This window comes from Gordonia tangerina (assembly GCF_021556435.1).
GTDB classification, from domain to species: Bacteria; Actinomycetota; Actinomycetes; order Mycobacteriales; family Mycobacteriaceae; genus Gordonia; species Gordonia tangerina.
This window is the reverse complement of sequence record NZ_JAKGCU010000016.1, coordinates 92,099-111,088: the sequence shown is the minus strand read 5'-3', so window position 1 is coordinate 111,088 and position 18,990 is coordinate 92,099. Positions and strand designations below refer to the sequence as shown.

The following is an 18,990-nucleotide window of genomic DNA, read 5'->3' as shown; positions in this document are numbered from 1 at the left end:
GCGGTAGAGTCCGATGTCACCATGACCACGTCCCCGTCGTCCGAGCAGCCTCCGCGTACGCGCCGAGGTCAGGCGAAGGCCGCGCGCCGCGCCGAGCTCCTCGAGGCCGCGGCCCGGCTGATGGCCGAGCGCGGTTTCGCCGGCGTCACCCTCGAGGACATCGGACGCGCCGTGGGTGTCAGCGGCCCGGCCATGTATCGGCACTTCTCGTCGAAGACCGACCTGCTCGATCAGATGTTGGTGGACATCAGCCAGCGGTTGCACGACGGGGGTGTGGAGGTGGTGGGCCGCGCCGCCGAACCGGGCCAGACGCTGCGTGACCTGATCGGTTTCCACATCGACGTCTTGGTGACCAAACCGGACCTGATCACCGTGCAGGACCGAGATCTCACATCGATGACCGACTCCGCGAACCACCAGGTGCGGTCACTGCAACGTCGCTACGTCGAACAGTGGGTGGACGTGCTGCTCGCGCTCGCCGGCGAACGTGGCGTGGATCTGACCCGGGCGGAGGCGCGGGTACGAGTCCACGCGACGTTCGGGCTGCTGAACTCATCGCCGCGGTTGCCGGCATTCGGGGCCGACGATCTGCGATCGGTGCTGACGACGATGGCATGGTCGGCGTTGTTGGCGTAGCGGTCGTCTCGTGGTGTGCGTGGGCCAGGTCGGGCTTGCTGTTCGGCGAACGGCCGGGACCCTGCAACCGTCGCAATATGAGACGACAGCGCGAATCCCGTGCGGCTTCCGGATCCGAGCGCAATCGTGGGACTGCGTGCACTATTGCGCGCCTCGACCACGACGGAGGACCCCGACATGAAGGCGCTCGTGTATCACGGCCCTGGGCAGAAAGCCTGGGAAGGCGTTCCGGACCCGACGGTGATCGACCCGACCGACGCCGTCGTACGCATGGAGACCACCACGATCTGCGGTACCGATCTGCACATTCTCAAAGGCGATGTCCCCGCGGTCACCGCTGGACGTGTCCTGGGCCATGAGGGCGTCGGCGTGGTCACCGAGGTCGGTCCTGACTGCAGCAAGGTCAAGGTCGGAGATCGGGTGATCATCTCGTGCGTCACCAAATGTGGGACCTGTGAGTACTGCCGTTCCGGGATGACCTCGCACTGTCAGACGGTCGGCGGGATCGGCTGGATCTTCGGCCATCTGATCGACGGAACGCAAGCCGAGTACGTCCGAGTCCCCTTTGCCGACAACGGACTCATCCCGCTTCCGGATGGCGTCTCCGCAGAACAGGGGACGATGCTCAGCGACATCCTGCCGACCGGATTCGAGATCGGTGTTCTCTACGGCGCGGTCAAGAAGGGTGATGTGGTCGCCGTGGTCGGTGTCGGACCGGTGGGTCTGGCTGCGGTAATGACGGCATCGGCCCAAGGTGCGTCCAAAGTCATCGCGGTGGACGGCAACAAGTTTCGGCTGGAACAGTCCAGGGACTTCGGAGCCACCGACACCATCGACGTCAATGCGGGAGACGACGTCGTAGCCAAGCTCAAGGAACTCAGTCGCGATGGACTCGGCGTCGACGTGTCGATCGAGGCTGTCGGGATACCGGCCACCTTCACTCTGGCGCTCGACAGCGTCCGGCCGGGCGGTCACGTGGCCAACGTCGGCGTCCACGGTGAGAGCGTGAACTTTCCCATCGAACGCGATTGGATCAACAACTTGACCATCACCACCGGGCTGGTGAACGCCACCACCGCTCCCGAATTGCTCGAGCGGATCCAACGGGGCGAGATCCAACCGGAGAAGTTCATCACCCACCGATTCACCTTCGATGAGATCGATGCTGCCTACGAGACCTTTTCGAACGCGGCCGACGAGCATGCGTTGAAGGTGATCATCTCGCGGGCTTGAATCGCAATCTCGATGCGCCAATTCGCCCGAGTGGTTGCGCGATCCTTCGACAAGGGTTACTCTCGAACATACGTTCGGAGCGGTCAGTTCGGGGGGTGAGTATGGCCGAGCCTCGTGAGTCTGATGGGGTCGATGCTGCGCGCCCTGATGCTGCGCCGGCTGGTTCGGGGTCGGCTGATTCGGCTGTGTCGTTGTCGGAGGTGCCGGGTCTGCTGGCCGAGCTGGATGCGGTGGTGGATCGGTTGGCTGCTGCTGATCTGTCGAAGTGCACCGATGCCGAGTTGGTGGCGGTGGCCACCGCGCAGGAACGCACGATCAATCGGATGGTGTTCCAAGGCAATCGGCAGATCGTGGAGATCTCGGATCGGGATGTGCCCCGGTCGATGGGGTATCGCAGTCTGCCCAACTTCATGAACGCGGTGTTGCGGGTGTCGCACCCTGCTCGTCGCCGAGGACAGATGACCGCGACCGGCCAGTTCCGTCACCTCGACGGGCAGCCGGCCGAGCCGAAGTATCCCACCCTGGCCCACGCATTCGCCGACGGCCGGGTCGGGCCGGCCCACCTCGAGACGACCGTGGAGTTCCTCGACGCGCTGCCCCACCAGGTGCCCCACGACAAGAAGGTGGCTGCCGAGGCCACCCTGGCCGGGTTGGCGTGTGAGCACACGCCCGCCGAGATCGGTGAACTCGGGCAGCGGCTACTCGACAACCTCGACCCCGACGGCGAGTTGGCCGACGACAGTGACCGTAAACGACGTCGTAACGTGTGGGTCAACCGGCAAGACGCCCAGCAGATGTCGAAACTGACCGGTCACCTCGACCCGGAAACCCGCGCCCTGATCGAAACGCTGTGGGCGGTATGGGCCACACCCGGCCTCAACAATCCCGACGACCCCGACTCGCCGACCGGCGGGGTCGACGATGCCGACCCCGAAGCGTTGGAAGCTGCGGCCGGGCGTGATTTGCGGTCCCCGGCGCAACGCAAACACGATGCGTTGGCGGCCCTGTTGCGGGCGGTGTTCGACGACGGACTGCTCGGAAAATCGCATCGTGGTCTGCCGGTGCAGTTGATCATCAAAGCCGACCTCAACGACCTGATCCGTGAATCCGGAGTTGCGGTCACCGCCACCGGGTCGAGTCTGCCGATGGCCGATGTCATCCGGCTGGCCGCCGACGCGCAACAGTATTTGGCGGTGTTCGCCGACAACAGTGCGATACCGCTGTATTTCGGGCAGGCCAAACGACTCGCCACCCGCGCGCAACGGTTGGTGTCTTTCGCCCGCCCCGACGGGCACGTGTGCTCAGCACCCGACTGTGATCAGCCCGCCGCCCACGTGGAGATGCATCACGCCGTGCGTGACTTCGCCGACGGCGGCAACACCGACATCGTCGACCTCGCCCCCGCCTGTGGCCCGCACAACCGGATGGTCGGCAAAAACCCGGGCCAGTTCACCACCGGGGTCTACACCGACGGCCCCGACGCCGGCCGCGTGTGGTGGCGCCGTAACAGCGAACCCGACGCACCACCCAACCCGCAACAACACAACCGACGCCCCGACATCGCCGCCCTCTTCTTACGCAACCTCGAACAAGCCCGCGCCCGCATCCACCCACCACCAGCACAGGCGCCGCCACCACAACACAAGCACTACACCCTCACCGAGATGATCCCCCAACCCATCTCGGCAGTCGAAGCACGCCTGGCACTGCTGATATTCGACAACAAACGCTGACCGCGCGGACCTGAACGAGCGACTTGATTGTCAGCGGCAGGGGGAGTGCGCCGGTTGCGCAGGCCTGCCCGCGTACGCCCTTGCCGACTCTGTCGCACACCCGTTGATCGCAGGCGCCTCGCGCACCAACGTGTCGTTGGTCAATGCCGCAACCATGAACAACGCGAAGTCGATGCGCCGGGTGAGGTTGCCGGCGAGTATCGGATCGCCGACGTGCCGGCTCCACACCGGCAGGCCCTGGCTCTCTCCTTCCTCGAGATCGCTGCCGCGCACCACGGTCCAGCGGGTGTCGGAGTCGAAGATCAGACGGGCCGCCCGTACCTGATCGTCAACGTCGACCACACGCGCCCACCTCGCCAGCGTGCTCACGATCGGCACAATGTAGCGAAGCTGCCAGGAGTATCGGTCGAGGCCATCACGAGTGATGTGCCATCCACACGAAAAGATCAGTCGCGCATCGGGTTCTGCATACTCGAGAACCGCTCGGGTGGTGCCCGAGGAGTAGTCGTGCACACCCCACGGGGCCAGCACGGTCAAGACGCCATCGCAACCGGCGACAGCGCGGGCGATCACCGCGCGATCGTCGGTGCGGCCGGGAATGATCTCGATGCGGTCGGCGACGTCGTCGAGTTTCGGCACGCTCTCCGGGCGGCACACCGCGACCACCTGGTAGTCGCGGTCCAGGCAGTGCTGGATCATGTACCGCCCCAGCTTCCCGGATGCGCCGACAATGCATACCCGCAGCGGGCGAGTGTCGGGGGTGTCGTCGATGGTCATTGGGCGGTCCTCTCGATGGCGATGATCCTTACGGTGTAAGGTCACCTTACGCGGTAAGGTGGACCGATGTCCAGAGGAGGAGGAAAGTTGGTGACCACACGAAAGCCGGTGACCCGTGAAGCGGTTGTTTCTACCGCGGTGCAGATGGCCGACGAGGGGGGGATCGGCGCGGTGACGATGCGCAAGATCGCCCAACAACTCGGAGTCGAGGCGATGTCGCTCTACCACCACGTCCGCAACAAGGACGGCATTCTTGACGTGATGGTCGATCACGTGTTCGCGGAGATCGAGATCCCGACCCAGGCCGACTGGCGCGAGGCATTGCGGGTGCGAACCGCTTCTGCGCGAGACGCATTGGTGCGCCACCCGTGGGCGTTGGGGCTGATGGACTCTCGGCGCAGTCCCGGGCAGCAAACACTGCGGCATCACGACGCCGTGATCGGGGTGTTGCGTCGAGCCGGCTTCACGATCGGCGGCGCGGCACACGCGTTCTCCCTGCTGGACAGCTACCTCTACGGCTTTGTCTTGCAGGAGACAACCATGCCGTTCGACTCCACTGATGCGGCCGACACGCGGGAGGTCGCCGAATCGATCCAATCCGGAATCGACCCGGCCGACCTCCCGCATCTCACCGAGATGACCACCGCGCATGTCATGGCGCCGGGGTATTCCTACGCCGACGAGTTCGACCTCGGCCTCGAGGTGGTGCTCGATGGCCTGGAACGCAACCGCACCCGCTGGGAGTGAGGGCCGCCGCGACGATCCGCCTGCGCGCGCCCGATCGGCTCGCGCGCATGTCTCGACATGCGCGCGAGCGGGACCGGTGCGCGCTCGCGCAAACAGATCGCCGGGGTGACGCCTCAGATGCCGAGGGTCTGTCGGCGGGCCGTGACCTCCGCGCGGTAGCGCGCGACGTTGGCCATCTTGATGCCCTCGTAGCCACGGATCATGTCGGGCAGCTCAGCCAGCTCCACGGCTGAACCCACCCGATCCGCGCCGACGCGGCCATCGGCCAAGCCGGCCAGCAGATCCTCGACGGTCTCGCGGTACTCGCCGATCAGAGCACGTTCGGTCCGCCGGACCTCATTGTGGCCGAACGGATCGAGCTTGGTGCCCCGCAAACGCTTCATCTTTGCCAGCGCCGAGAGCGGCCGGTCTGCCCAGCCGCCGAGCGACAACTTCTCCCTCATCCCCATGCTGCGCAGCGTCGGCGGATGCAGGCGGACGGCCACCTGCGCGTCGTCGCCGAACTGCTCCGCGATCTGCGCCGCGAACGTCGGGTCCTGGGTCAGCCGCGCGACCTCGTACTCATCCTTGTAGGCCATCAACTTGTACAGGTTCCGAGCAACCGCGCCGGTGAACGCGGGACCGTGACCGGCGCGCTGGACCCGGGAGACGAACTTGAAATACTCACGTGCATAACGCTCGTCGGCATAAGCGATCAGCTCGTCGTAGCGGATGGCGATAGTGCGTGCCAGGTCGGCCTCGAGCGAGCCCAACTCACCGACGACGGACATCGCATACTCACTCGGCTCGATCTCGGAAGTGGCGGGACCGTGCAGCCCGGTGAGTGTGTGCGCCACCGCATCCGGGTTGTCCACCACCTGACGTCCGCGGCGGAATGCCTGGATGTTGGCGTCTACGGCCACGCCGTTGAGTTCGATGGCGTGCTCGATCGACTCGGCCGAGATCGACAGCGCACCTGCCTGATATGCCGCACCCACCATCAGCATGTTCGCGTACTGTTCGTCGCCGAACAGGTCCGTCGACAGTTCCCCGGGATCGAGGTACACCGCGCGACGCACCTTGTCGTCGATGGCCGAATGGACCTGGGCGTCGGCGGGGAAACCGACTGTGGTGTCGATGACCATCGCACCGGTCGGGATCTTGGTGGTCGACACCACGGCGACCGTCTTGTCGACATCGGCGACCTTGAGGTTAACCGGATCGGTGCCCACCAAGGGGTCGCACGCCAGGTACAGGTTGCAGTCGTCGGAAGCCACCTTGCCTGCCTGCTCCACGATCTGCGGGGTGATCTTGACATCACTGACCACCGCACCGCCCTTCTGCGCCAGGCCGGTCATGTCCACGGTGCGCGCCGCATTGCCGTCGAGCACCGCGGCCGTGGCCAGCACCTGGGACACGGTCACCACACCTGTCCCGCCTATCCCGGTCACGCGGATCGCGAACGACTCGCGCACCGCGGGCACCCCCGGCGTGGGCATCAGTGACGCGGCGATGTTGTCGGCACGGCGACGTTCCCGCTCGGTTCCCGGCGTCACCGTCACGAACGACGGGCAATCGCCCTTCAGGCAAGAGAAGTCGAGATTGCATGAGCTCTGGTCGATGTGCGTCTTGCGGCCGAATTCGGTGTCCACCGGGTGTACGGACAGGCAGTTGGATTTCTCGCCGCAGTCACCGCATCCCTCGCAGATGCGTTCGTTGATCATCACTCGTCGGTTCGGCGTGCTCATGGTGCCGCGCTTGCGCTTGCGACGCTTCTCCGCCGCACAGTGCTGGTCGTGGACCAGAACCGTCACGCCGGGAACGGATGCCAGCTCGGTCTGCACGTCGAGCATGTCCTCGCGATGCCGGATGGTGACGTCCTTCGGCAGGCCGAGCGCTTTCGTGCGTGCCACGTCGTCGGAGGTGACCACGATGCGGTTAACGCCTTCGTCGAGAAGTAGCGAGGTCAGCCGCGGCAGACTCATCGCGCCCACCGGGTCTTGACCGCCGGTCATGGCGACGGTGCCGTTGTAGAGCAGCTTGTAGGTGATGTTCTCGCCGGAGGCGACCGCGGCGCGTAGCGCCAGCGAGCCGGAGTGCATGAACGTGCCGTCACCGACGTTCTGCACGAAATGATCCGCGGTCACGAACGGCGCCATCCCGATCCACTGTGCGCCCTCGCCGCCCATCTGGGTGACGCCGGCGATGTCGCCGACTTGACGCTCGTCCATCAACAGCACCATGGCGTGGCAGCCGATCCCGGCGCCCACCAGCGTGTCGTCGGAGACCTTGGTGGAGCTGTTGTGGGGGCAGCCGGAGCAGAAGTAAGGCGTGCGGACGGCCAGCGGCAGTTCGATCCGGCCGCGCCGCTTGGATTTCCGTTCCAGCCAGTCCTGCGCGGCATCGACATGGTGGTGACGCGCCAGCCGGGTGGCCAGACCGCGTGACACCGCGTCCACATCGAGTTCGCCGAACCTCGAGAACAAGGTCGAACCGTCCTCATTGGTCTTGCCGACGATGCGGGGAGCGCGGGGATGACGGAACAGGATGTCGCGCATCATCGTCTCGATGAAGTCGCGTTTCTCCTCCACCACGATGACCTCGTCGAGGTCGCCGGTGGCAGTGTCGAACATGAACCGGTCGAGAATGTCGCGGTCGAGCGGATAGACCATGCCCAGTTTGAGGATGCGGATGCCCAGTCGATTGAGCTGATCATCGTCGATACCGATGAGCCGCAACGACTCCCGAAGGTCCAGATACGTCTTGCCGGCCGCGACGATGCCGATCCGGTCGTCCGGGCTGGAGGTGACGATGCGGTTGAGGCCATTGAGCCGAGCGTATTCCAGCGCTCGCGGAATGCGGGTGGTGAGCTGATTCTGCTCGAGCTCCATCAGGCTGGCGCCCAGCAATCGTCCGCTCGGGACGTGCGGGCTGCGACCGAGGTCGCCGTACACGGGCATGATCCGGTTGGTGTCGACCAGTGCTGTCGACGCTCCGTCGGCGACATGCGCGGAGATCTTCATCGACGTCCACAGTCCGCTGACCCGGCTCATCACCGCGGCGTGCACGCCGAAATCGAGGATGTCCTGCGAGTCGGCGGGATAGAGGATCGGCATGTACAGATCGGCCAGCGCCATCTCCGACGCGCACGGAATGGTGGAGCTCTTGGCGCCGGGGTCGTCGCCGACGAGTGCCACCGCTCCACCGGACGGGTGGGTGCCGATCATGTTGGCGTGCCGCAGCGCGTCGGTAGCGCGGTCGAGGCCGGGCGCTTTGCCGTACCAGTAGCCCACGACGCCGTCGCGTGCCGTCCCGTCGGCGTCGGGCGAGAGGTCTGCCACCTGGCCGGCCACCTGCGACCCCATCACCGACGTCGCGGCGATCTCCTCGTTGAGCCCGGGCCGGTGGACGATGTCGAACGGTTCGAGGTACGCAGCTCGGCGGGCGATCTCGAGGTCGTAGCCGGCCAGTGGGGAGCCCTCGTAGCCGGAGATGAAGGAGGCCGTGCGCAGATTCTGGCGGCGGTCGATGCGGGCGCGGTCACGGACCATACGGACCAGGGCCTGGATGCCGGTCAGATAGATGGTCCCGGTTTCGCGCGTGTAGCGGTCGTCGAGGGAGAACGAGGCAGCCGAGGACGAGGTCCGGGACAACGTCGCGGTCTCGTCGGTGGGCGCACCGAGGCGGTGCGCGCGATCATCTGCGAGGGTCATGGGATTACCTGGCCTTCTCTTCATATATCGGTCCGCAGACGCCGTGGGTGTGGGCGCTGCGGGCATCGGTTGTCGCGGCCCGAGGGGTGGTGGGCCTGCCTTCACAGTACGCAATAGTCGTGAGCCACGTCACGTTGGCTGCGACAATGTGATGGCGGCTCGATCAGTGCGTGACAAGGCGACCTGTTGTGTCGTACGATGCATTCAGTTAATGACGGCTAACTGAAAGGTCGATGGTGACCAGCACGTTCATCGCCGAGGCTCCCGGAGTCGAGGGCAACGCGCCCGGCCCACGGGCTGCGCACCTGGCGAATGTCGAGACGCTGCGCGACCACCTCGCGATGGCGCGCCGCGGCGGCGGCGACAAGGCCCGGGAGCGTCACATCTCCCGCGGAAAACTGCTACCCCGCGACCGTGTGGATCGACTCCTCGACGTCGGTTCTCCCTTCCTCGAGGTGGCGCCGCTGGCCGCCCACGACATGTATGACGGCCGGGTGCCGTCGGCCGGTGTCGTTGCGGGTGTCGGGCGGGTGACCGGCCGCGAATGCATGATCGTGGCCAACGACGCGACCGTCTCCGGCGGCACCTACTACCCGATGACGGTCAAGAAGCATCTGCGCGCCCAGGAGATCGCGGCCGCGAACCGGCTGCCCTGCATCTACCTCGTCGACTCCGGCGGAGCAATGTTGCTACAGCAGGACGAGGTGTTCCCCGACCGCGAACACTTCGGCCGCATCTTCTACAACCAGGCCACGATGAGTGCCGCGGGCATCCCGCAGATCGCCGCCGTGCTTGGCTCGTCGACCGCCGGTGGCGCCTACGTGCCCGCGATGAGCGACGAGACCGTGATCGTGCGGAATCAGGGCACCATCTTCCTGGCCGGTCCGCCGCTGGTGAAGGCCGCGACCGGTGAGGACGTCACCGCCGAGGAGCTCGGCGGCGGTGCCATGCACTCGTCGGTCTCCGGCGTCACCGACCACCTCGTCGACAACGACGAACAGGCACTGGCCAAGGTGCGTGAGATCGTCGCCACGCTGGGGCCGCGCGAGCAACATCAGTGGGAGACGGTTCCCGTCCGGGAACCGTTGCGGCCGCAGACTGACCTATACGACGTGGTACCCACCGATTCGCGCACCCCGTACGATGTCCGCGAGGTCATCGAGATCATCAGCGACGGTGGAGAATACACCGAGTTCAAGGCCAACTACGGCACCACGTTGGTCACCGCCTTCGCACACGTACACGGCCATCCGGTGGGCTTCATCGGCAACAACGGCGTGTTGTTCAGCGAATCCGCGCTCAAGGGTGCGCATTTCATCGAACTGTGCGACCAGCGACGCATCCCGCTGATATTCCTGCAGAACATCACCGGCTTCATGGTCGGCCGCGCCTACGAAGAAGGCGGCATCGCCAAGAACGGCGCCAAGATGGTCAACGCCGTTGCATGCGCACGCGTACCCAAACTGACGGTCATGGTGGGTGGATCGTTCGGCGCCGGCAACTACTCGATGTGTGGGCGCGCCTATTCGCCGCGCTACCTCTGGATGTGGCCCAACGCCCGGATCTCGGTGATGGGCGGACCGCAGGCCGCCGAGACCCTGGCCACGGTGCGTCGCAACCAGATCGAACGTTCCGGTGACGACTGGCCGGCCGACGACGAGGAAGCCTTCAAGGCGCCGATCCGAGAGCAGTTCGAGCACCAGTCCGATGCCTACTACTCCACCGCGCGGCTGTGGGATGACGGCATCATCGATCCCGCGCAGACCCGCACACTCCTCGGACTCGCCTTGGAGACATGCAGATACGCACCGCTGACCGAACCCCGCTACGGCGTCTTCCGGATGTGATGACCATGCACCAGACCAGCCCCACCATCGCCCGCCCCATCCGCAGTGTGCTGATCGCCAACCGTGGCGAGATCGCCTGCCGTGTCATCGACACCCTGCGGCGCATGGGTATCCGCAGCATCGCCATCTACTCCGACGCCGATGCCGACGCCCGCCATGTCCGAGAGGCCGACGTCGCCGTGCGGGTGGGCCCCGCCGCCGCCACACAGAGCTACCTCGACATCGACGCGGTGGTGCGTGCCGCGCTCGACACCGGTGCCGACGCGGTGCATCCCGGGTACGGATTCCTTTCGGAGAACCAGAAATTCGCGGCCGTCCTCGACGATGCCGGGATCATTTTCATCGGACCTCCGGCCGAGGCGATCGCGACGATGGGCGACAAGATCACCGCGCGCGCCGCGGTCACCGAGCGCGATGTCCCGGTGGTGCCGGGACTGTCGCGACCCGGCCTGTCCGATGACGACCTGATCGCCGCCGCACCCGACATCGGATTCCCGGTGCTGATCAAGCCGAGTGCCGGCGGCGGCGGTAAAGGCATGCATCGGGTCGAGAACGCCGCAGACCTGCCCGCGGCGCTGCAACGCGCGCGTCGCGAAGCGGGCTCCGCGTTCGGCGACGACAGCCTGTTCCTCGAACACTTCGTGGATACGCCCCGTCACATCGAGGTACAGATCCTTGCCGACGACCACGGCAACGTCATCCACCTCGGCGAACGCGAATGCTCTTTGCAGCGCCGCCATCAGAAGGTGATCGAGGAGGCGCCCTCGGCGCTGCTCGATGCGCAGACCCGCGCGCGGATCGGTGAGGCGGCCTGCGACGCCGCCCGCAGCGTCGGCTACTCCGGTGCCGGCACCGTCGAGTTCATCGTCTCCGCCCACCACCCCGACCAGTTCTTCTTCATGGAGATGAACACCCGCCTGCAGGTCGAGCACCCCGTCACCGAACTCGTCACCGGCGTCGACCTCGTCGAACAGCAGATTCGCGTCGCGCGCGGTGAGGTGCTGGGCCTGGCCCAGGACGACATCACCCTGACCGGTCACGCAGTCGAGGCACGCGTGTACGCCGAGGACGCTGCCAACGGCTTCCTACCCACCGGCGGCACGATCGCCCGCCTGGTCCAGCCCGATACCGCACCCGGCAGCGGTATCCGCGTCGATTCGGCGATGGCTGAAGGGCTGATTGTCGGCAGTGATTATGACCCGATGTTGGCCAAGGTCATCGCCCATGGCGGCGACCGGGAAGAGGCCCTGGAAAGGCTGGATCAGGCGCTTGCACACACCCGGGTGCTGGGTGTGGTGACCAATGTCGACTTCTGTCGGTTCGTCCTCGCCCGACCCGAGGTCCGCAACGCCGACCTCGACACCGAACTGCTCGATCGGCTCGTCGTCGACTACGCGGTGGCCGAGCCCGAACCAGAGGCGCTCGTGCTGGCGGCCGTCGCCCGCATCGGACCCCGCGACCGCGCAGACGTATGGCAGTCGGCGGTGGGCTGGCGACTCGGCGACGTGGCACCGGTGACCACCCGACTGACCTGGGGTGCGCAGCATTTCACCGTTGCCATCGCGGTGAGCACGGCGACCGAGGACGGTGTGTCCGGTCGGGCCGAGGTCACCTACGAGGATGCCGACCGCGGCCCGTGGCGCGCCGATATCGAGTACCGCCGCATTCGCCGCGGCGGCACCGACGGTGATGGCACTCGGCGGCTCATCGTCGACGGGGTCAGCCAGTCCTGGTCGAAGGTGCAGATCGCCGGCACGTGGTGGGTGTCGGGCCCGCACGGCACCTGGCAGCTCGAACCCGCACGTGCGTTGCTCGACGAGGCGGCCGACGACAATGCCGGGGAGATCCTGAGTCCGATGCCCGGCACCGTGGTCGCGGTACCGGCGACGGCGGGCGACGTCGTCGCAACCGGAAATCCGGTCGTCGTCGTGGAGGCGATGAAGATGGAACACACCTTGACCGCCCCGATCGACGGTGTGGTGGCCGTCTCGGTCCGCGTCGGCGACAAGGTCGCTGCCGGCCAGACGCTCGCAGACGTGCAGAAGGAGAACTGATGGAACTCAACCAGGACCACATCGACCTGATCCACACGGTGCGCGACTTCGCGCAGTCGGTGGTGGCGCCGGTGGCGGCGAAACACGATGAAGAACACAGCTTCCCGTATGAGGTCGTGTCCCAGATGGGCAAGATGGGACTGTTCGGTCTGCCGTTTCCCGAGGAGTATGGCGGCATGGGCGGCGATTACTTCGCGCTTGCGCTTGCGCTCGAGGAGCTCGGCAAGGTCGACCAGTCGGTGGCGATCACCCTCGAAGCCGGGGTCGGCCTCGGCGCCATGCCGATCTACAAGTTCGGCACCGAAGAGCAGAAGCAGAAGTGGCTGCCGGACCTGACCTCCGGCGCCGCGCTGGCCGGGTTCGGCCTCACCGAACCCGGTGCCGGGTCAGATGCCGGTGCCACCGCGACCACCGCACGGCGCGACGGGGACAGCTGGATCATCAACGGTGCCAAACAGTTCATCACCAACTCCGGTACCGACATCACCTCTCTGGTGACCGTCACCGCGGTGACCGGGACAAGAGACAACGGGCACAAGGAGATCTCGACGATCGTCGTGCCGTCGGACACCCCGGGCTTCACCGCCGAACCCGCTTACAACAAAGTGGGGTGGAATGCCTCCGACACCCATCCGCTGACCTTCGCCGATGCGCGGGTTCCGGCCGAGAACCTGCTCGGCGAACGTGGCCGTGGATACGCCAACTTCTTGTCCATCCTCGACGAGGGGCGAATCGCGATCGCCGCGCTGGCCACCGGTGCAGCGCAGGGCTGCGTCGACGAAAGCGTCAAGTACGCCAAGGAAAGACAGTCCTTCGGTAAATCGATCGGCAACTACCAGTCGGTGTCGTTCGCCATCGCCCGGATGGAGGCGCGCGCCCACGTGGCCCGCACCGCCTACTACGATGCCGCCGCGAAGATGCTGGCGGGCAAGCCGTTCAAGAAGGAGGCGGCCATCGCCAAGATGATCTCCAGTGAGGCCGCGATGGACAACGCTCGGATGGCGACGCAGATCCACGGCGGCTACGGCTTCATGAACGAGTACCCCGTCGCCCGGCACTACCGCGACTCCAAGATACTCGAGATCGGGGAGGGCACCACCGAGGTGCAGCTCATGCTCATCGCGCGGCAGTTGGGATTCGCATGACCGAGCAGGATGCGGCCGAACGCGTCCGCGTGATCCAGCGCGGCCTGTGGTTCGAGGAGTTCGCCGAGGGTACCGTCTACGAACACCGTCCCGGACGCACGGTGACCGAAGCCGACAACGTGCTGTTCACCACGCTGACGATGAACACCCAGGCCCTGCATCTCGATGCTGCATGGTCGGCGGAGCAACCGGGCTTCGGTGGGCAGCGGTTGATCAACTCGATGTTCACGCTCTCGACCATCGTCGGGCTGTCGGTGTCGCAACTGACGCAGGGGACCCTGGTGGCCAATCTCGGGTTCAGTGAGGTCGCCTTCCCGGCCCCGTTGTTCGCCGGCGACACACTGTACGCCGAGACCGAATGCACCGGTAAACGGGAATCCAGGTCAAGGCCGGGTGAGGGCGTGGTGAACTTGACCCACATCGGACGCAATCAGCACGGCGAGGTCGTTGCGCGCGCCGCAAGGGCCACGCTGGTGCGACGACAGCCAACGGAGTGATGATGCAATTCGCGAACGCCTGGACACCACCCGGACCGGCAATGCTCTTCTGCCCGGCCGACCGTCCGGAGCGATATCAGAAAGCCCTCGACCGCGCTGACGTGGTGATCCTCGACCTGGAGGACGCGGTCGCGCCGGAACGTCGTGTCGCCGCCCGCGAAGCCCTGGTGGCCAACCCGATCGACCCCGACCGCACGATCGTTCGGATCAACCCGGCCGGGACCGGCGACTATCGCCGCGATCTGACTGCGGTGTTGGACACCAACTACCGCGTGGTGATGCAGGCAAAAGCCGAGGACGTCGACTCCATCATCGACACCGCCCTGCAGACGGTGGCGCTCATCGAGACGCCGCTGGGCGCGACAAGGGTCAATGAGATCGCTGCGGCGGTCAATTGCATCGGACTGATGTGGGGTGCCGAGGATCTGGTGGCCGGGCTCGGTGGCAAATCGAGTCGGTTCGGGCCGGGGGAGGAGCGAGCCGGCCAGTACCGCGACGTCGCGCGCTGGGTCCGGTCCACCGTGCGCATCGCGGCGGCTGCGCACCAGAAGTTCGCGGTCGACTCCGTCCACCTCGACATCGACGACGTGTCCGGTCTCGTCGCGGAGGTCCGCGATGCCGTCGCCCTCGGCTACACGGCAACGGCATGCATACATCCGTCGCAGGTCGAGCACATCCGCGCGGGCTACCGGCCCTCCGACGACGAGGTCCTCTGGGCACGACGTGTGGTGGACGGCTCGACCGAGCACGCCGGTGGCGTGTTCACCCTCGACGGTCAGATGATCGACGGCCCGGTGCTGCGCCAGGCCGAGGCCGTGCTGACCCGGGCCGGAGCTTCTGGCGACCTCCCGGAACATTCCGCCTGACGGGCGGCGACAACCCTGAATCGGAGCACATCATGGCGCAACCGGCCTACTCTCACGGGGAGAGCGTCCCCGACCTGCTCACGGAGACAATCGGCGCAACCCTGGCCCGCACGGTCGAGTCGTACGGCGACAACCTGGCACTCGTCGACGCCGCGACGTCACGGCAGTGGACATACACGCAGTTCCACCGCGATGTGCATGCCCTCGCCGCAGGGATGCTGCGGCTCGGGGTGAATCCCGGCGACCGGGTGGGACTGTGGTCACCCAATCGGGCCGAATGGGTGCTGACCCAGTACGCGGCGGCAGAGATCGGCGCCGTCCTGGTCAACCTGAACCCGGCCTATCGGCAGAACGAAATCGAGTACGCGTTGACCCAATCGGGTACCTCAGTGGTCTTCGCCGCAGAGCGGTTCAAGGATTCCGCGTACGCGTCGATGCTCGCCGAGGCCCGCCCCCGGTGTCCGGACGTGCGCGAGGTGGTGCTCTTCGAGTCGCCCCAGTGGGCCGAACTCCTCGCCGAACCCACTGCCGCCGAGATGGGTCGGCTCTCCGAGATCGCCGGGTCTCTCGGCCCCGACGATCCCATCAACATTCAATACACCTCGGGTACAACGGGTTTCCCCAAAGGGGCGACGCTCACGCACCGCAACATCGGCAACAACGGCTATCTGGTCGGTGAACTGCTCGACTACACCGACGCCGACCGCATCTGCCTGCCGGTGCCCTTCTACCACTGCTTCGGCATGGTGATGGGCAACCTGGCGGCCACCAGTCATGGTGCGGCCATGGTGATCCCGGCGCCTGCCTTCGACCCGCAGGCCACCCTGGCGGCGGTGTCGCAGTATCGGTGCACCAGTCTGTACGGGGTGCCCACGATGTTCATCGCCGAGCTCGCGCTGCTCGACGAACTCGGCGATGACCACCGATTCGATCTGTCCAGCCTGCGGACGGGCATCATGGCCGGATCGCCGTGTCCCGAGCACACGATGCGTCAGGTCGTCGAGCGGATGCACATGCGTGAGGTGTCGATCTGCTACGGCATGACCGAGACGTCGCCGGTATCCACCCAGACCCGTGTGGACGACCCGCTGGAACTGCGGGTCGGTACCGTCGGTCGGGTGGGACCGCACCTGGAGATCAAGGTGATCGACCCGGTGACCGGCGACACGGTGGAGCGGGGTGAGACCGGCGAGTTCTGCACCAAAGGTTACTCGGTGATGACGGGATACTGGAACGAGCCCGAGAAGACAGCAGAAGCCCTCGATGAGGAGGGATGGATGCACACCGGCGACCTGGCGGTGATGGACGACAACGGCTACGTGCGCATCACCGGACGGATCAAGGACATGGTGATCCGCGGCGGCGAGAACATCTACCCGCGCGAGATCGAGGAATTCCTCTACACCCACCCGGACATCCTCGATGCCCAGGTGATCGGTGTGCCCGACGACAAGTACGGCGAAGAACTGATGGCGTGGGTGCGGCTCCGTGACGAGGCAACAGATTTCACCGCCGACGATCTGCGTGCGTTCGCCGACGGCAAGATCGCGCGGCACAAGATCCCGCGCTATGTCCATGTGGTCAAGGAGTTCCCGATGACGGTCACGGGCAAGGTGCGCAAGGTCGAGATGCGTGCGGAAGCCGTCGAGATCTTGGGCATCGGATCGGTAGCGGAGCGACGTCGGTGACCGCGGTGGACTCGCGGCCCGGCCAGACCCAGATCGACGCATTCACCCGATTCATCACTTCACGTACCGATCGGGCGATCGAAGGCTATGCATCGTTGTGGCAGTGGTCGGTCGACGAACCGGCCGCGTTCTGGCGGGCGGTGTGGGACTTCTACGATCTCGGGGCCATCGCCGGCGATTCGCCGTCGGTGGCAACCGACGACGACGTCCTCGCGGACGCAGCAATGCCTGGTTCGCAATGGTTTCCGCATGTGAAGCTGAACTATGTATCAGCTGTGCTGCGGCATCGCGGACTGCCCGGTGCGGCAGTCGTCGGACTGGATGAGGATGGGCGACGCAGCGAACTCACCTGGTCCGAATTGGCAGATGCCACCGCCGGGTTCGCGCGGACTCTGACCGATCTCGGTGTGGGACGCGGTGACGTGGTCGCGGCATACCTGCCGGATATCCCGGAGGCGGTCGTCGCCTTCCTCGGTGCGGCATACGTGGGTGCCATCTGGTCGGGATGTGGCCAGGACTACGCGCCGGAGGGGGCGGCCGGACGGCTGGCCCAATTGCGACCCAAGGTGCTGGTCAGTGCGACCGGCTACCGCTACAACGGCAAGGACGTGGACAAGGTCGCCGACAGCGACGCCTTGGCGCGGCTGCTGCCGGACCTGGTGGCGCACATCGTGGTCGGTGACTCGACGAGTGCATCGCGAGGCGGCGTCGAACAGATCCCTTTCGACGCGGCGCGCGCCGCCGACGGCTCCGGACTCCAGCCGGAACCCGTGGCGTTCGACCACCCGTTGTGGGTGCTGTTCAGTTCCGGTACCACCGGCAAGCCCAAGGGGATCGTGCACGGGCACGGCGGGGTCGTCGTCGAGCATCTCAAAGCGGCCGGACTGCACGGTGATCTGGGCGAACACGATGTCTTCTTCTGGCAGACCGCGCTGAGCTGGATGATGTGGAACTTCCAGGTCGCCGGACTGCTGTGCGGATCGCGCATCGTCTGTTACTCCGGCTCGGCGCTGTATCCCGATGCCGACCGGCTGTGGCAGCTCGTCGAATCCGAAGGCGTCACCTACTTCGGCACCAGCCCGGGGCAGCTGCAGGCCTCCCGCAAGGCGGGTTTGGTTCCTGGCAAAGAGCACGATCTCGCGCCGTTGCGCATCTTGGGGAGCACCGGATCGACCTTGGCCGCCGACCTGTTCACCTGGGTGGAGGAGAACGTCAAGGCAGGCATGCCAATCTCCTCGATCAGCGGCGGCACCGATGTCGTCAGTGCTTTCGCCGGCGGCTCCACCGGGGTTCCGGTGGTCGCGGGTGAACTGTCGGTCCGCTACCTCGGCGTGGCACTGCAGAGTTGGGCTCCCGACCGCACGCCGTTGGTCGGGGAGGTGGGGGAGATGGTGGTCACCGCACCGATGCCGTCCATGCCGGTCCGGTTCTGGGACGATCCGGACGGGGCGCGGTATCGCCGCGCGTATTTCGAGCACGAGTGGGACTCTCCCGCCGACCGTCCGGTGTGGCGTCACGGCGATTGGGTCACCGTCACCGACCGCGGCTCGCTGGTCATCCACGGTCGCAGCGACGCCACCCTGAACCGCCACGGCATCCGGATGGGGTCGGCCGACATCTACGAGGTGGTCGAGGGCATCGAGGAGATCGCGGAGGCGTTCGTACTCGGGGTCGACGGGCCGGACGGGAAGTACTGGATGCCGTTGTTCGTCACCCTGGTGCCGGGCGCGACCCTCGACGACCCGCTGCGCGGGCGCATCGCATCCGAGGTGCGGTCGCGGCTGTCGCCCCGGCACGTCCCCGACGAGGTGATCGAGGCGCCGGGTATCCCACACACGCGCACCGGCAAGAAGCTCGAGGTTCCGGTCACCGGCATCCTCGCCGGCCGCGCCGAGGTCGCCATCGATCCGAAGTCGGTGGACGACTACGGCCTCATCGACTGGTATGCCGAACAGGGTCGAACTCATCGGTGGTGAGCGGGTGCGCACGCCACCAGGCCGCGACCCGGGCATGTACTACCGTGGGGCGCGACACGCGCTCACCGCGGGGGCGAAGACGACCGAGCAGGAGATGCG

The 18,990-nt window shown here is 66.2% G+C and carries 13 protein-coding genes; 11 read left to right on the top strand and 2 right to left on the bottom strand.

Features of this window, described 5'->3' with window-relative positions; translation table 11 throughout:
* Positions 1-21 precede the first annotated feature (21 nt).
* The 3 genes from L1892_RS16755 (at position 22) to L1892_RS16745 (ending at position 3,602) form a co-directional block, all read left to right on the top strand.
* Positions 22-636 carry a TetR/AcrR family transcriptional regulator gene (locus tag L1892_RS16755; RefSeq protein ID WP_235724749.1) on the top strand — a complete coding sequence of 205 codons (615 nt, stop codon included), beginning with the start codon at positions 22-24 and terminating at the stop codon, positions 634-636.
* A gap of 177 nt (positions 637-813) precedes the next feature.
* A complete protein-coding gene (locus L1892_RS16750) occupies positions 814-1,869 on the top strand; it encodes an alcohol dehydrogenase catalytic domain-containing protein (RefSeq protein ID WP_235724748.1) in 1,056 nt (351 codons plus the stop codon).
* Between the two features lie 185 nt (positions 1,870-2,054).
* Positions 2,055-3,602, top strand: coding sequence for an HNH endonuclease signature motif containing protein (locus L1892_RS16745; protein WP_235724746.1), 1,548 nt, complete (start codon positions 2,055-2,057; stop codon positions 3,600-3,602).
* 30 nt (positions 3,603-3,632) lie between these two features.
* On the opposite strand, the gene L1892_RS16740 is transcribed toward L1892_RS16745, so the two are convergent.
* The gene (locus L1892_RS16740) at positions 3,633-4,379 is read right to left on the bottom strand and encodes an NAD(P)-dependent oxidoreductase (RefSeq protein ID WP_235724745.1); all 747 of its coding nucleotides are present in this window, start codon (positions 4,377-4,379) and stop codon (positions 3,633-3,635) included.
* A gap of 66 nt (positions 4,380-4,445) precedes the next feature.
* Here L1892_RS16740 and L1892_RS16735 point away from each other — a divergent pair, with 66 nt between their 5' ends.
* Positions 4,446-5,126 (top strand): TetR/AcrR family transcriptional regulator, encoded by a 681-nt coding sequence (locus L1892_RS16735; protein WP_372475144.1) that lies wholly within the window; start codon positions 4,446-4,448, stop codon positions 5,124-5,126.
* 113 nt (positions 5,127-5,239) lie between these two features.
* Here L1892_RS16735 and L1892_RS16730 read toward each other — a convergent pair whose 3' ends face one another.
* A complete protein-coding gene (locus L1892_RS16730) occupies positions 5,240-8,818 on the bottom strand; it encodes an indolepyruvate ferredoxin oxidoreductase family protein (protein WP_235724744.1) in 3,579 nt (1,192 codons plus the stop codon).
* 233 nt (positions 8,819-9,051) lie between these two features.
* Between L1892_RS16730 and L1892_RS16725 the strand changes: the two genes are divergently transcribed.
* From L1892_RS16725 to L1892_RS16695, 7 genes are read left to right on the top strand one after another with little or no spacing between them, the layout of a single operon-like run.
* Positions 9,052-10,665 carry a carboxyl transferase domain-containing protein gene (locus L1892_RS16725; protein ID WP_235724743.1) on the top strand — a complete coding sequence of 538 codons (1,614 nt, stop codon included), beginning with the start codon at positions 9,052-9,054 and terminating at the stop codon, positions 10,663-10,665.
* A 5-nt stretch (positions 10,666-10,670) separates the two neighbouring features.
* On the top strand, positions 10,671-12,719 hold the full coding sequence (locus L1892_RS16720; RefSeq protein ID WP_235724742.1) for an acetyl/propionyl/methylcrotonyl-CoA carboxylase subunit alpha: 2,049 nt from the start codon (positions 10,671-10,673) through the stop codon (positions 12,717-12,719).
* Positions 12,719-13,864: an acyl-CoA dehydrogenase family protein gene (locus L1892_RS16715; RefSeq protein WP_235724741.1), complete on the top strand. Its 1,146-nt coding sequence runs from the start codon at positions 12,719-12,721 to the stop codon at positions 13,862-13,864. The genes L1892_RS16720 and L1892_RS16715 overlap by 1 nt, the downstream gene beginning before the upstream one ends.
* The gene (locus L1892_RS16710; protein ID WP_235724740.1) at positions 13,861-14,361 is read left to right on the top strand and encodes a MaoC family dehydratase; all 501 of its coding nucleotides are present in this window, start codon (positions 13,861-13,863) and stop codon (positions 14,359-14,361) included. Before L1892_RS16715 ends, L1892_RS16710 begins: the two co-directional genes overlap by 4 nt.
* Positions 14,361-15,227, top strand: a complete 867-nt coding sequence (locus L1892_RS16705; protein ID WP_235724739.1) for an HpcH/HpaI aldolase/citrate lyase family protein — start codon at positions 14,361-14,363, stop codon at positions 15,225-15,227. The genes L1892_RS16710 and L1892_RS16705 overlap by 1 nt, the downstream gene beginning before the upstream one ends.
* Positions 15,228-15,259: 32 nt before the next feature.
* Positions 15,260-16,915 (top strand): AMP-binding protein, encoded by a 1,656-nt coding sequence (locus L1892_RS16700; protein ID WP_235724738.1) that lies wholly within the window; start codon positions 15,260-15,262, stop codon positions 16,913-16,915.
* A gap of 32 nt (positions 16,916-16,947) precedes the next feature.
* Positions 16,948-18,891: an acetoacetate--CoA ligase gene (locus L1892_RS16695; RefSeq protein ID WP_372475149.1), complete on the top strand. Its 1,944-nt coding sequence runs from the start codon at positions 16,948-16,950 to the stop codon at positions 18,889-18,891.
* Positions 18,892-18,990 lie beyond the last annotated feature (99 nt).